The sequence below is a fragment of the Pseudomonas sp. EZ-C24 genome (assembly GCF_014525325.1).
GTDB lineage: Bacteria > Pseudomonadota > Gammaproteobacteria > Pseudomonadales > Pseudomonadaceae > Aquipseudomonas > Aquipseudomonas shirazensis.
Window position 1 is genome coordinate 18,323 of sequence record NZ_JACDIU010000009.1, and the last position, 14,196, is coordinate 32,518.

Here is a 14,196-nt window from a genome sequence, read left to right on the forward strand (position 1 = left end):
TGCTTAACACACTGGGGTTTCATTAGGAGTTTCACGATGGAAATGCTGAAGTTTGGTAAATTCGCTGCGCTGGCTCTGGCCATGGCTGTAGCTGTAGGTTGCTCTTCCAAAGGTGGCGACAACGCCGGCGAAGGCGCTGCTGTAGATCCTAACGCTGGTTACGGTGCCAACACTGGCGCTGTTGACGGCAGCCTGAGCGAAGAAGCCGCCCTGCGCGCAATCACCACCTTCTACTTCGAATACGACAGCTCGGACCTGAAGCCAGAAGCCATGCGCGCTCTGGATGTTCACGCCAAGGACCTGAAGTCCAACGGCAGCCGTGTTGTTCTGGAAGGCAACACCGACGAGCGTGGTACTCGCGAGTACAACATGGCTCTGGGTGAGCGTCGCGCCAAAGCCGTACAGCGTTACCTGGTTCTGCAGGGCGTTTCCCCTGCACAGCTGGAACTGGTTTCCTACGGTGAAGAGCGTCCAGTTGCCACCGGCAACGACGAGCAATCCTGGGCTCAGAACCGTCGCGTAGAACTGCGTAAGTAAGTCCTATGCGTACGTGCCGCCGTGCTTTGACCGTCCTCGCACTCAGCCTGCCCTTCACGGCGTGGGCTGCAGTCCCTGTAGTAGATGACAACGCGAGCAGTTATCCGCCCGCGGGTTATGGCACGAGCGGCGCCTATGCCGGAGCAGGGGCTTCAACCCCTGCTTCTGCACAGGGTCAGTTGTTCATGCAGCTGCAACAGATGCAGGATCAGATTTCCCGCCAGCAAGGCATCATCGAAGAGTTGCAGAACGATGTGTCGCGCATGAAGCAGGAAAACCTGGAACGATACCAGGATCTGGACCGTCGCATTTCAAGTGGTGCCGCGCCTGCCGCGACTCCCGATAATTCTTCAACCGGTGGCGCATCCGATGCCGCTGCCGGTGCAGCAGCCGGCGCCGCTGGCGCTGCTGCGCAACAACCGGCCGCGGGTAGCGAGCCGGCTGATCCGGCGAAAGAAAAGCTCTACTATGATGCTGCTTTCGACCTGATCAAGCAGAAGGACTTCGACAAGGCCAGCCAGGCGTTTACCGCCTTCCTGCGCAAATACCCTAACAGCCAGTATGCCGGCAACGCGCAATACTGGCTGGGTGAGGTGAACCTGGCCAAGGGCGACCTGCAAGGTGCAGCTCAGGCGTTTGCCAAGGTCAGCCAGTCGTATCCCAAGCACAGCAAAGTGCCTGATTCCTTGTACAAGCTGGCCGACGTCGAACGTCGCCTGGGCCGTACCGACAAGGTCAAAGGCATTCTGCAGCAAGTAGTTACCCAGTACCCCGGCACTTCCGCCGCGCAACTGGCGCAACGCGACCTGCAAAAGCTCTAAGCAGCCTGTTTGTGAGAAAACCCGCGCCTGGCGCGGGTTTTTTCGTTAGACTCTTGGCCCTTTTACGTAAACACGCTGCTGCGGATAACGCTTTGTCGAGTCCGCGACAGTGCCTGACGGAGGCGGACAGCCTGTTTAGCTGTCACGCCCGTGGCGATCATGCAAGATACCTTACGCATCACCGAAGTCTTTTACTCGTTGCAGGGTGAAACGCGCACGGCTGGCCTGCCCACCGTGTTCGTCCGCCTGACTGGCTGCCCGTTGCGCTGCCAGTACTGCGACAGCGCCTATGCCTTCACCGGCGGTACGATTCGCAGCCTGGATTCGATCGTGGAGCAGGTGGCGGGCTTTCGTCCGCGGTATATCTGCGTTACCGGTGGCGAGCCATTGGCTCAGCCCAACGCGTTGCCGTTGCTTGAGCGTTTGTGCGATGCAGGCTACGAGGTGTCGCTGGAAACCAGCGGCGCGCTGGATATTTCCAAAGTCGACAGCCGCGTCAGCCGTGTGGTCGATCTGAAGACCCCGGCCTCGGAAGAATCGCACCGCAACCGCTACGAGAACATCGAGCTGCTGACCCGTAATGACCAGGTAAAGTTCGTCATCTGTTCGCGCGAAGACTACGACTGGGCTGTCTCCAAGCTGATCCAGTACAACCTCGATCAGCGCGCAGGCGAAGTGCTGTTCTCGCCTAGCCATCATCAGGTCAGTGCCAGTGATCTGGCTGACTGGATCGTTGCCGACAACCTGCCCGTGCGCTTCCAGTTGCAGCTGCACAAGCTGCTGTGGAACGACGAACCCGGCCGCTGAAACCCAAGGACCAAGACATGACTGACAAACGCGCGGTAATCCTGCTTTCCGGTGGCCTCGACTCGGCGACCGTGGTCGCCATGGCCCAGGCCGATGGCTACAGCTGCTACACCATGAGTTTTGACTACGGCCAGCGTCATCGCGCCGAGCTCGACGCAGCCGCCCGGGTGGCCCGCGACATGGGAGTAGTCGAGCACAAGGTGATCGGTCTCAACCTGGATGGCATCGGCGGCTCGGCGTTGACCGACAGCAGCATCGACGTGCCTGAGGCACCTGGCGAAGGCATCCCGGTCACCTACGTGCCTGCGCGCAACACCGTGTTCCTGTCGCTCGCCCTGGGTTGGGCCGAAGTACTGCAGGCACGCGATATCTTCATCGGCGTCAACGCGGTGGATTACTCCGGCTACCCGGATTGCCGTCCTGAGTTCGTCGAAGCATTCGAGCGCATGGCCAACCTCGCGACCAAGGCCGGTGTTGAAGGGCAGGGCTTCCGCATTCAGGCGCCGCTGCAGAACATGAGCAAGGCACAGATCGTCCAGGCCGGTGTTGCCCGCGGTGTCGATTACAGCCTGACAGTGTCCTGCTACCAGGCCGATGATCAGGGCCGCGCCTGCCGCAAGTGCGACAGCTGCCGCTTGCGCGCTGACGGCTTCAAGGCCGCAGGTGTGGAAGATCCGACCCGCTACTTTTAAGCCTTTTTACTGATGGGGTGTTGATTTTTCGTTAGAAATCAGTATTATACGCGCCATCAAAAGGGTCGTTAGCTCAGTTGGTAGAGCAGTTGGCTTTTAACCAATTGGTCGTAGGTTCGAATCCTACACGACCCACCATTTTTACAGCTGTGCGGAGCAAGCCTCTGGCTTGGTTCGGTATCAAATCAAGATGAAAAAGCCCGCCTTTCATGGCGGGCTTTTTCGTTTCTAGAGTTCCATGCGCGCAGCGTGGCATGGCCTTGAGGGCGTTGTCTTCACCAGAGCTGAGGCAGTGGTGCCGGGCCTTGCAGCGAAGGGAACAGCGGCAGTACATCGCTGGCCAGTTCATCAATGATGCCGAAGTACAGGCATTCGTCGGATGGATCAAAGATGAAACTGCAGCCGATAGCGGCCTGGCCTGCTGACAGGCACCTACTCAGCCCACTCCGGATCCCCGGTAAACACCACCGTGATCCAACGATCCGGCCCTTCGCCACCCACCGCATCACCGATCTCGTTGCGCAGTGCGTCCCATTCGGCGATGGTCCGCGCAGCCATGTCGGCAGGCACGATGAAATACAGTTCGATCTCGCGCGAGCGCCCGACCTTGGCCACATACGCCCGAAACGACTGCAGGCCATGCTTGTGCACGAAGGCCTGGGCGACGTTGTCGACGTGTTGCTTGAGGTCGCTCGGCGTCACCAGGAAGATATCGGCCAGGGCCTGGCGTACCACCGACAACGGCAGCGGAATGATCACCAGGCACACCAGCCCGAGCACCGCCGGGTCGATGTACGGTGAAATCCACTGCCACTGCGTGCCCTGAATCGCCAGGCCAACGCAGAAGGCAATCAACAGCGCGGCGGTAATGCTCGCCGACATGACCCAGCCCTTGACGTCCATGCGCACGAAGTCGGAGTTGAGCGTGCGGTTCGCGCGGGCCTCGACCACGGCGATGGTGACGCAGGCAATCACGGTCAGTACGGCGTAGATCAGGGCGAGGCCGAACTCGAGGTCGCGGCCGCCTTCGAGCAGGCTGCTGACCGCGTTGATCAGGGCGTAGATGGCCACGCCGCTGAGCAGAATGCCGTTGAGTGCCAGCACCATCGGTTCAAGGTGCCAGAAGCCCATGCTGAAGCGCTCGCGCAACTTGCGCGACATCTGCGCGCTGCTGATGTGGGCGGTGATCAGCTTGATCACCACCAGCGACAAGCCGCTCATGCTGGCGTCGACCAGCGAATAGACGCCGTCGAACACAATCGAGAACGAGCCCGAAGCCAGGCCGAAGGCGATACCGATGGTGGCGATGAACAGCGTGACTGCGATCGAGGTGCGCAGTAGGCCCTGCTCGCAGGTCAGGTCGAAAAAAGCCGGTTTGGGTGAGATCTGCATAACTGAAGCTCTTGTACGGCGGTAATGCCGGGGGATAACGGCCTCGGCATTGCCGAGGCCAGTACAGACTAGACGCGAAACTGCGCCATCAATGTTTGTTGCTGATTGGCCAGGTGGTTCAGCGCCTGGCTGATGCGCGCCGATTCGTCTGCCTGGCCGGCGAGCGAGTCGGTTACATCGCGAATGCCGGCCACGTTGCGGTTAACTTCTTCGGCGACGGCGCTTTGCTCTTCGGCAGCCGAGGCGATCTGCAGGTTCATGTCGGTGATCACTGCGACGGCCTCGCCAATGCGCTGCAGCGCGGGCATCGCCTGCTCCATCTGCTGCGCACTGTCCTGCGCCTGGCGCTGGCCGGCCTGCATGGTGCCGACCACGGCTTCGCTGCCTTGCTGCAGGCCTTCGATCACCTGGCGGATCTCCTCGACCGACACCTGGGTACGCTGGGCCAGGCTGCGCACCTCATCGGCCACCACCGCGAAACCGCGCCCAGCCTCGCCGGCGCGAGCTGCTTCGATAGCGGCGTTGAGTGCAAGCAGGTTGGTCTGCTCGGCAATGGCGCGGATCACCTCCAGTACCGAGCCGATCTGCTCGCTGCGGCTCTCGAGCGCTTTCGCCTGGCCCATCGCCGCATCCATGTCGCTGGCCAGTTGGGAAATTGCCCGACGGGTGTCGGCTACCCGCTGCAGGCCTTCGCGGCTGGCCTGATCGGCGCCGCGTGCCGCCTGCGCTGCCTGCACGGCGTTATGCGCAACGTCCTGCGCGGTGGCGCTCATTTCATTGGCGGCGGTCGCCACCTGCTCGATCTCGCGTTGCTGTTGCTGCATGCCATTGCTGGTCTGGCTGGCGATGGCGGCGGACTGGTCCGCCGTAGTGCGCGCGTCCTGTAGCGAGGCTTTGACCTGGGCAATCACCGGTTGCAGCTTGTCGAGAAAACGGTTGAACCAGCCGGTCAACTGGCCCAGTTCATCATCGCGGGCGTAGTCCAGCCGGCGGGTCAGGTCGCCTTCGCCGCTGGCGATATCCTGCAGACGCCGGGATACCATCAGGATTGGCCGGGTAACGCCACGCGCGGTCAGCCAGACCAGCAGCAAACCCAGCACCGCTGCAAACAGGCCGATGGCCAGGCTGATCAGGTTGGCGTCCTGGTTATGCCCGGCCAGGCGTTGGTTCAGCGCTACTGCCGGCGCCTGCAACACGGCCTCGGGCAGCTCCAGCAGAACTTGCCACGGGGCGGCGTCAGGGATAGGCGCAAATGGCTGCGAGACGCGCATCTGGCCGTGATCCAGGCGCCGCACTGGCTGCCCGGCAAGCAAGCTTGGTAGCAGCTCGCGGGCCGGGCCGCTGAGGACGTGCTCGAGCGGCTTGCTCAGTTGCGTGGCATCAGCGCTGTGGCCGGCGAGCAAGCCCGCCGGGCTGACGATGCTGACCTGGCCCTGGCCGTCGAACAGTTCCTGGCGGCCACTGAGGCTCAGTTGCTGGAGGTTGTCCAGGCTGATGTCCAGGCCAACTACGGCGATGACCTTGCCGTTATCCATGATCGGCAGGGCGATGCTGGTCATCAGGATCTGCTGGCCGTTGATCTCGTCGAAGTAAGGTTCGACCACGCAAGCCTTGGCGGTTTGCTCCGGGCAGGTCAGCCAGCGGTTGTAGGGCGAGCCGTTGGCGCCAATGCTGCTGTCGGCAAGCATCGCCTCGGGCATGGCTTCGGCGGTCAGCGTGCCGGACTGTGCTTGCGACCAGTACAGCGAGAAGCGTCCGCTGTCATTGCTACCGTGCTCGGGCTGGTTGATGAAGCGCGCATCCTGTTGGTCGAGGGCGTTGGGCTGGAACACCAGGTACAGGCCGATCAGGCCAGGGTTACCCGCCAGCGCCGACCGTGCCTGCGCAGCCAGCGCTGCGCGCAGGTCGTTGTCGCCGCGCTGCCTGAGCACCTGCACCAGACGGCTGAAACCGCTGCCGTATTGGTAGGCATCCATGAAGTAGCGCTGAATACGCAGTGCCTGGGTTTCGGCCTGAGCCTGCAGGCGCAGGCGGGCGCTGTGGTCGAGCAGTTCGCTGTTGGCGCTGAACACCTGTGCTGCGCTGCGGCGCGCCTGGGTCAGCGAGGTGGCCACCAGCAGGGCAACGATGACCAGCAGGCACAGGCCGGCGAGCAGGGTGATCTTCCACTGGATGGAAAGGCGGCGCAGGAGCATGGGTTTTCCTTCTCGAGCAGAGCGACGCCCGCATCAAGCGGGCGGCGGTGGGGGAGGCTCAGTCAGCGATACAGTTGGGCGGCGCGATGCGAAACGCCTTGGTCAGCCAGCCGAGGTAGATCAGCCCGGCCAGCGCCCAGGCGCCGCCAAACAGCAGCGAGTGCTGGTTGAGGTCCAGCCACAGCGAGACGATGATGCAAAAGCCAATGGTCGGCAGCACCAGGTACTTGAAGGTCTGGGCCAGGCTCTTGCGACCCTTCTCGCGAAGGTAGCAGTGGTTGATCACCGCCAGATTGACGAAGCTGAAGGCAACCAATGCGCCAAAGTTGATTACCGAGGTAGCTGTGACCAGATCAAAGAAGATCGCCGACAACGCCACCAGTCCCACCACGGCAATGTTCAGCACCGGCGTCTTGTACCGAGGATGCAGGCGGGCGAACACCCGGGTCGGGATCACCCCGTCGCGGCCCATCACATACAGCAGCCGTGACACACTGGTCTGCGAGGCCAGGCCCGAGGCGATGGTGTTGATCACCGTGCAGGCGATGAACACCGACTGGAACAACTTGCCACCGACATACAGGGCGATTTCCGGCAGCGCCGCTTCCTGGTCATGGAAGCGCTGCATGGTCGGGAAATACGCCTGGATGAAGTAGGACACAAGAATGAACACCACACCGCCGATCAAGGCGGTGAGGAAGATCGCCCGCGGAATGGTCTTGCCCGGATCGCGAGTTTCCTCCGACAGGCAGGTCACCGCATCGAAACCCAAGAACGAGAAGCACAGAATGGTCGCACCGGCGGCCAGCGCGCTGAACTGCACCTGTGGGTCGACAAACGGGATCAGGCTCCAGGCCGTGCCCAGGCCCTCGCCATGCTCAAGGCCACGTGCGCAGAGATAGATGAACACACTGATTATCGCCACCTGCACGGCCACGAACAGGGCATTGAAGTGGGCCACCAGGTTGACGCTGCGCATGTTGACCAGGCTGATCAGGGTGACGAAGCCCGCCACCCAGATCCACTGCGGCACCTCCGGGAACATCGCCGACAGGTACAGCTTGGCCAGCAGGGCGTTGACCATCGGCAGCAGCAGGTAATCCAGCAGCGAAGACCAGCCGACCAGAAAACCCACGTGCGGATTGATCGCCCGCTGGGTGTAGGTGTAGGCCGAGCCCGACTGCGGAAAACGCCGTACCAGCGTGCCGTAGCTCACCGCGGTGAACAGCACGCCCAGCAGCGCCAGGATGTAGGCACTGGGCACATGCCCGGCAGTAATCCCGGAAACGATGCCAAAGGTGTCGAAGACGGTCATCGGCGTCAGGTAAGCCAGACCGATGATCACCACATGCCACAGGCGCAGGGATTTGCGGAACTGGCCGCCGGTGCTTGGTTCAGGCTGCATGCGTGCGATGCTCCTGAGCCTGAACGGTGGGCGAGTAGGCGGGCGGGCACAGCCAGGTCGTGCGGATGAGCTCCATGTTGTTCACCTTTTATGTCGGAGCGAGGGCGGGCGCATGCGAGGCGCCGGTGGCATGGCTGACAGTGCCGCAGCGAAGTTCAAGGCGCGCAGAGTCCCTAGTGGGGCGAGTAAGCGCGCTGCGGTTGTTCTTCGTTGTTAGGCGCTGAAGCAAGGTGGTTAAAATAAAAAACGATGCCGGGTAGGGTGTCAAGTTAAACATGACAGGATGTAACGGAGATCGAGCTTTTATCGGGTTTTTGCCGCTTATGCCCCAAGGTAAGTGCGAATTTTCATTCAAAGACAGATTTTAATGTCCGTAAAAATTTACGATCGCTGATTGCCAAACACATCCTCAGCAAATTTTTGCCCACTGAGCCCGGCGCATGCGACAGGCGTCAGTGGTACCCTTCGTGCCCAGCGCGACGGTGTCGCACCCAGTCCCCCCCTTATGGAAAGCAATCGGTTCAATTCATGAAGAAATCAGTAGGCATCCTCTCCGGCCTGGCCGTCGCCATCGCCATTGCAGCTACCGCTGGCGCCTGGTACACCGGCAAGCAACTGCCCGCCGAGTTGCAGGCTTCGGTCACCCGTGCCAACGAAGAACTGCTCAAGGCCACTGCTGGTACCGGCGGCAGCATGAGCCTGGAACTGACCTCGCTGGAGCAGCACCTGTTCAGCAGCACCGCGCACTACCGGCTCAAGGCCAAGGATGTGTGGCTGGGCGAAGGCCAGGCGCTGAACTTCGATGTCGGCATCACTGATCAGCTTGAGCACGGGCCATTCCCGTGGTCGCGGGTCAAGGCGCTGAAACTGATGCCGGTGATGGTCTCGAGCAACAGCGTGCTCGACAAGGACGAAGCCACAGCCAAGTGGTACAGCGCTGCGGGCGAGCAATCGCCGATCACCGCCAATGTCGATGTCGGTTATGGCGGTCACATCGACAGCGATGTTCGCCTGGCGCCGATCAAGCTCAATGAGGTAGACGGCAACAGCGTTGACTTCTCCGGCATGCAGGTGCTGCTCAGCGGCGACCGTGAAGGCAAGGCTGTGAAGATTCACGCCAACGCTGATCGTCTGCAGATGAAATTGGTGGGTGCAGACCATCCGCCAGCGACCTTCACCCTGGACAAGTTCAAGGTAGGCGGCAACCTGGCCAGCACCGACCACGACATGGTCTATGTCGGCAACGTCGATGTCCTGCTTGGCCAACTGGAGGCTGTGCTTGGGCCAAAGCAGGAAGTGATGTTGCTCAAGGACCTGGAGCAAACCAACCTGTACACCGCCGAAGGTACTGACAAGATCGGTGCGCGAATCGCGTACAAGGTTGGCGACATCAACTACGCCAACCGTGCCGTCGGCAGCGGCAAGATGGTCGTGACCATGAACTCGGTCGACGTGCCGGCCCTGCAGTCACTGGCCGAGTGGTACCAGACCAAGCTGCCTGAAGTGCAGGCCATGCAAGCGGCCACTGCTGCTGGCGAGCCAATGCCGTCGTTCAACATGAGCGAGGAAGAGAAGGTCAAGGTTCAGGCAGACCTGCAGAAGATGCTTGCCGCCAAACCAAAGCTGGCCCTGGAGGAGTTGTCGTTCAAGACTGCCAACGGCCAGAGTCACTTCAAGCTGGCGCTGGACTTCGCCGCGCCGAGCTCGTTCGACCTGCCGCCTGATCAACTGGCCAAGCAACTGATCAGCCAGCTCAACGGCGAACTGCTGGTGTCCAAGCCGATGGTCGGCGACCTGACCGCCTTGCAGGCCCTGCTCGAAGGCCAGACCGACCCTCAGGCGATTGCCCAGCAGTCCAGCCAGGCCGGTGAAATGCTCGGCATGATGGCGCTGCAAAGCGGCATGGCCACGGTCAAGGGTGACGACGTCGTGTCCAACCTGCACTACGCCGATGGCATGGTCGACTTCAACGGCAAGAAAATGACCGTTGAAGAGTTCGTCATGAGCCTGGCTGCACTCATGGCGGCGCCGTGGCCGCAGGGCTGACCGTGTGAAGGCGGGGCCAGGCAACGGCGGGGCAAGCCCACCGTTACCTGGCCTCGCAACTGCAAGCACTTGCGCGAAATCAGGTCAGCTACGCCGGCCTGATTGGCACGCGCAGAAATCGCTTTTGCAATGACCTGATTGTCTGTAGCCTTCGGCGCGATAATAATCCGCGCCCGCAGAAGGCCGTGATGGCCTGTCTGGCCGTCCGGCGTCATTAGCCTGACTGCCAGGGCTCGGTGATACTCTTGACTGACGCGCACGCGCGCCCGCAGGTCCAGCGATCATGACCCAGATTTCCGAACGGCTGTTGGTTCAAGCTCACCTTGACGCCAAGCAACCCCATCCCCTGACGCCCGCGCAGGAGGCCGAATACCGTGCGGCCATCGCTGCCGAGCTCAAGGCCCAGAATGCTGTGCTGGTTGCGCACTTCTACTGTGACCCGGTAATCCAGGCCTTGGCCGAAGAAACCGGCGGCTGTGTTTCCGACTCGCTGGAAATGGCCCGCTTCGGCAAGAACCACCCGGCCGACACCGTGATTGTCGCCGGCGTGCGCTTCATGGGCGAAACGGCAAAAATCCTCACCCCGGAAAAACGCATCCTGATGCCAACCCTGGAAGCGACCTGCTCGCTCGACCTGGGTTGTCCGGTAGAAGAGTTTTCGGCGTTTTGTGACAAGCACCCCGAACGAACCGTGGTGGTGTATGCCAACACGTCGGCTGCGGTCAAGGCGCGTGCCGACTGGGTGGTGACCTCCAGTTGCGCGCTGGAAATCGTCGAAACCCTGATGGATAACGGCGAGAAAATCATCTGGGGGCCGGACCAGCACCTAGGCCGCTATATCCAGAAGAAGACCGGCGCCGACATGCTGCTGTGGGACGGTGCCTGCATCGTCCATGAGGAGTTCAAGTCGCGCCAGCTCGCCGACATGAAAGCGCTGTATCCGGATGCGGCGATTCTGGTCCACCCGGAGTCGCCTGAATCGGTGATCGAACTGGCCGATGCGGTAGGCTCGACCAGCCAGCTGATCAAGGCGGCGCAGACACTGCCGAACAAGACCTTCATTGTCGCCACCGACAGCGGCATCTTCTACAAGATGCAGCAGCTGTGCCCGGACAAGGTCTTCGTGGCGGCGCCTACCGCGGGCAATGGCGCTGCCTGCCGCAGCTGTGCGCATTGCCCGTGGATGGCGATGAATACCCTCGAGCGCACCCTCGACTGCCTGCGCACCGGCAGCAACGAGATCCTGGTCGACCCCGCCTTGATCCCGCGCGCGATCAAACCGCTGAACCGCATGCTCGACTTCACTCAGGCGGCCCGCCTGAAGTTGTCCGGCAACGCCTGATCCGCAGCTTGGGCGACGCCGGGCAAACCGGCGCCGCCTGAACGCTGCTTAGCGCATCATGTCCTTGACCATCCGCTGCTGCTCGAGAATCTGCCGCTGACGGGCGTCGATCTGCGACGCCAGCGGGAAGTTGCTGCCCGCGCGGCGTTTGGCGAAGTCGAGCTGCTGCACTGCCTGGTCAAAATCACCGACCAGCGTGAAGTACTCGGCGCGTGCCCGATGCAGGCCAATGGTATTGCCCGACAGCCCGCGCACTTCAGCCACTTCGTACCAGACGTCCGGGTCGTCCGGGCGCTTCTTGACCAGGTCATCCAGCACTTTCTCTGCCTCAGCCGGCTTGCCCTGCTTGATCAACAAGTCGGCGCGCGCCTGCTGCAGCGGATAATTGTTCGGATACAGGCTGCGTAGCCGCTCGATCCGCTGCTGCGCGTCGGCCAGGCGATTGTTGGTGATCTCCAGGTCGATCTGCGCCAGGTTGTAGGTGATGTCGTTGGGCGCCTTGGCCAGCAGTTGCTTGAGGTTGTCCCGCGCTTCGTTGAGGCTGCCGCCCTTGATCTGCGCCAAGGCAAGGCCGTAGCGGGCAGCATCCAGCTTGGGATCATCTGCGAGTTGATCGCGGAAGCGCTTGGCCGCAAGCCCCGGCGTGCCTTCGTAGGTCAAGGCGACGCGGGCGCGAATCAGCTGATAGCGCAGGCTGTCCTCGACGCCGCCCTTGGGCATCTGTTCGGCGCGGTTGCGGGTGTCGGCGATACGCGACTCGGTCACCGGGTGAGTCAGGAGAAACTCCGGCGGCTTGGCGCCGTAGCGGTACTGCCGGGCCAGGCGCTCGAACATGCTCGGCATGGTGCGTGGGTCGAAGCCGGCTTTTTCCAGGTTCTGGATGCCGATGCGGTCGGCTTCCTGCTCGTTCTGCCGCGAAAAGCGCCGCTGCTCCTGAATCGCCGCTGCCTGGGTGCCGGCAATCAGGCCAATACCGGCATCGCCGCCACCACCGGCTGCCAGTACGATGCCGGCCAGCAGTGCGGCCATCATCGGCACCTGCATGCGCTGCTGAGCTTCTATCCCTCGGGCAAAGTGGCGTTGCGACAAGTGGGCCAGTTCGTGGGCCAGTACCGAGGCGTATTCACCTTCAGTCTGGGCATTGAGGAACAGCCCGCCGTTGACCCCGACAATCCCCCCGGGAGCCGCGAAGGCGTTCAGCTCGCGGCTGTCGATAAGCACGAATTCCAATCGGCGGTCCTGCAGCTGGCTGGTCTCGGCCAGGCGATAGACGCTGGTTTCGACGTAGTCCTTGAGCTGCGGATCATTCAGCTGGCGCACTTGCCCGCGCAGCAGGCTGAGCCAGGCGCGGCCGAGTTCATGTTCTTGCTGCGGGGAAACGATTGCAGAACTGGCATCGCCCAGCGACGGCAGGTCATCGGCATGCCCGGGCAGGGCCATCAGGCAGGCCAGCGTCAGCAGGGTAGGGCGCAGTAGATTCATGCACGAAGCTCGCGTCGGATCAAAGACCCGTACTGTAGCCCGCTCACACCTTGACGACCAGTGGCGGTATCCTACCAGGCTTGTCTGCCATGCACCGTTGCCACCGCCAGGAGCCCCTTGGATGATCGATACCCTGACCTGCGACGCCGAACTCGACGCCAGCGGGCTTAACTGCCCATTGCCGCTGCTCAAGGCAAAAATGCAGCTTAACCAGATGGCAGCGGGCGCAGTGCTCAAGGTGATTTCCACCGACGCCGGCTCGCAGCGCGACTTCAGCACTTTCGCCCGTTTGTCCGGTCATAGCCTGCTGCAACAAAGCGCCGAAGCCGGCGTGTATACCTACTGGCTGCGCAAGGCCTGAGTTTTCCGCCCAAGGATCGTCAATGTTCAAAGTGCTTCGTGACTGGATGCAGCGCTACTTCTCCGATGAAGAAGCCGTAGTCCTGACAGTCCTGCTGGTTCTGGCCTTTACTGCCGTGCTCACCCTCGGCGGCATGCTCGCGCCGGTGCTGGCGGGGATGGTCCTGGCGTATCTGATGCAGGGCCTGGTCAACGCCTTGGAGCGGATGCGGGTGCCCAGTGGTGTTGCCGTGGGCGTGGTGTTCGCCTTGTTCATCGGCGCGCTGGGGGTATTTCTGCTGGTGCTGGTGCCGCTGCTCTGGCACCAGTTGATCACCCTTTTGAACGAGCTGCCGGGAATGCTCGGTAAATGGCAGTCGCTGCTGTTGCTGCTGCCTGAGCGCTATCCGCACCTGGTCTCTGACGAGCAGGTGCTGCGCGCCATCGAATCGGTGCGCGGTGAGATTGGCAAGTTTGGCCAATGGGCGCTGACCTTCTCGCTGTCGAGCCTGCCGCTGCTGGTCAGCGCCATGATCTACCTGGTGCTGGTGCCGATTCTGGTGTTCTTCTTTCTCAAGGACCGCGAGTTGATCGGGCGCTGGGTCAGCGGCTACTTGCCGCGTGAACGCAGGCTGCTGACCCGGGTCGGTGACGAGATGAACCGGCAGATCGCCAATTACATTCGCGGCAAGGGCATCGAGATTCTGATCTGCGGGATCGCCACCTACATCGCCTTCATCAGCCTGGGGCTCAACTACGCCGCGCTGCTGGCGCTGTTGGTCGGGCTGTCGGTGGTGGTGCCGTACGTGGGGGCGGTGGTGGTCACCGTGCCGGTCACCTTGATCGCGCTGTTCCAGTGGGGCTGGGGCGATCAGTTCATCTACCTGATGGCGGTTTACGCGATCATTCAGGCGCTGGACGGCAACGTGCTAGTGCCGCTGCTGTTCTCTGAGGCGGTCAGCCTGCATCCAGTCGCGATCATCTGCGCGGTGCTGCTGTTTGGCGGGCTGTGGGGCTTCTGGGGGATCTTCTTCGCCATCCCGCTGGCGACCCTGTTCAAGGCCGTACTGGATGCCTGGCCCAGGCAAGAGCCGGCTGTAGCACCGTTGCTGTAAGAACTGGGGCCGCTTTGCGACCC

At 62.0% G+C, this 14,196-nt stretch carries 12 protein-coding genes, 1 tRNA gene and 1 pseudogene; 9 read left to right on the forward strand and 5 right to left on the reverse strand.

Features of this window, described 5'->3' with window-relative positions:
- Positions 1-36: 36 nt before the first annotated feature.
- From pal to IDM28_RS06085, 5 genes are all read left to right on the forward strand, one after another.
- Complete coding sequence (pal, locus tag IDM28_RS06065; protein ID WP_043201913.1) at positions 37-537, forward strand: peptidoglycan-associated lipoprotein Pal; 501 nt, start codon at positions 37-39, stop codon at positions 535-537.
- 5 nt (positions 538-542) lie between these two features.
- Positions 543-1,358: a tol-pal system protein YbgF gene (gene ybgF / locus IDM28_RS06070; RefSeq protein ID WP_101317426.1), complete on the forward strand. Its 816-nt coding sequence runs from the start codon at positions 543-545 to the stop codon at positions 1,356-1,358.
- A gap of 159 nt (positions 1,359-1,517) precedes the next feature.
- Complete coding sequence (gene queE / locus IDM28_RS06075) at positions 1,518-2,165, forward strand: 7-carboxy-7-deazaguanine synthase QueE (protein ID WP_150570882.1); 648 nt, start codon at positions 1,518-1,520, stop codon at positions 2,163-2,165.
- Between the two features lie 17 nt (positions 2,166-2,182).
- Positions 2,183-2,857 (forward strand): 7-cyano-7-deazaguanine synthase QueC, encoded by a 675-nt coding sequence (queC, locus tag IDM28_RS06080; RefSeq protein WP_101317428.1) that lies wholly within the window; start codon positions 2,183-2,185, stop codon positions 2,855-2,857.
- Positions 2,858-2,919: 62 nt separating this feature from the next.
- Positions 2,920-2,995, forward strand: a tRNA-Lys gene (locus IDM28_RS06085).
- 294 nt (positions 2,996-3,289) lie between these two features.
- Here IDM28_RS06085 and IDM28_RS06090 read toward each other — a convergent pair.
- The 4 genes and pseudogenes from IDM28_RS06090 to IDM28_RS06100 all read right to left on the reverse strand — a co-directional run bounded on the left by IDM28_RS06090 (position 3,290) and on the right by IDM28_RS06100 (position 7,849).
- Entirely contained in the window at positions 3,290-4,249 is a 960-nt protein-coding gene (locus IDM28_RS06090; RefSeq protein ID WP_188035557.1) for a cation diffusion facilitator family transporter, read from the reverse strand.
- A gap of 68 nt (positions 4,250-4,317) precedes the next feature.
- A complete protein-coding gene (locus IDM28_RS24170) occupies positions 4,318-5,073 on the reverse strand; it encodes a methyl-accepting chemotaxis protein (protein WP_410524655.1) in 756 nt (251 codons plus the stop codon).
- A gap of 102 nt (positions 5,074-5,175) precedes the next feature.
- Positions 5,176-6,444 (reverse strand): annotated as a pseudogene (locus IDM28_RS24175) (HAMP domain-containing protein); the annotation flags it as partial.
- 58 nt (positions 6,445-6,502) lie between these two features.
- The gene (locus IDM28_RS06100; protein ID WP_101317434.1) at positions 6,503-7,849 is read right to left on the reverse strand and encodes an APC family permease; all 1,347 of its coding nucleotides are present in this window, start codon (positions 7,847-7,849) and stop codon (positions 6,503-6,505) included.
- Positions 7,850-8,377: 528 nt separating this feature from the next.
- Here IDM28_RS06100 and IDM28_RS06105 point away from each other — a divergent pair.
- Both IDM28_RS06105 and nadA read left to right on the forward strand, forming a co-directional pair.
- A complete protein-coding gene (locus tag IDM28_RS06105) occupies positions 8,378-9,895 on the forward strand; it encodes a YdgA family protein (protein ID WP_188035559.1) in 1,518 nt (505 codons plus the stop codon).
- Positions 9,896-10,178: 283 nt separating this feature from the next.
- Positions 10,179-11,237: a quinolinate synthase NadA gene (gene nadA / locus IDM28_RS06110; RefSeq protein ID WP_150570899.1), complete on the forward strand. Its 1,059-nt coding sequence runs from the start codon at positions 10,179-10,181 to the stop codon at positions 11,235-11,237.
- Positions 11,238-11,285: 48 nt separating this feature from the next.
- Here nadA and IDM28_RS06115 read toward each other — a convergent pair whose 3' ends face one another.
- Positions 11,286-12,719, reverse strand: a complete 1,434-nt coding sequence (locus tag IDM28_RS06115) for a M48 family metalloprotease (protein ID WP_150570900.1) — start codon at positions 12,717-12,719, stop codon at positions 11,286-11,288.
- A 121-nt stretch (positions 12,720-12,840) separates the two neighbouring features.
- On the opposite strand from IDM28_RS06115, the gene IDM28_RS06120 reads away from it, so the two are divergent.
- Together IDM28_RS06120 and IDM28_RS06125 are read left to right on the forward strand one after the other, a co-directional pair.
- Positions 12,841-13,080, forward strand: a complete 240-nt coding sequence (locus IDM28_RS06120; protein ID WP_150571996.1) for a sulfurtransferase TusA family protein — start codon at positions 12,841-12,843, stop codon at positions 13,078-13,080.
- Between the two features lie 22 nt (positions 13,081-13,102).
- The gene (locus IDM28_RS06125; RefSeq protein ID WP_101317444.1) at positions 13,103-14,173 is read left to right on the forward strand and encodes an AI-2E family transporter; all 1,071 of its coding nucleotides are present in this window, start codon (positions 13,103-13,105) and stop codon (positions 14,171-14,173) included.
- Positions 14,174-14,196 lie beyond the last annotated feature (23 nt).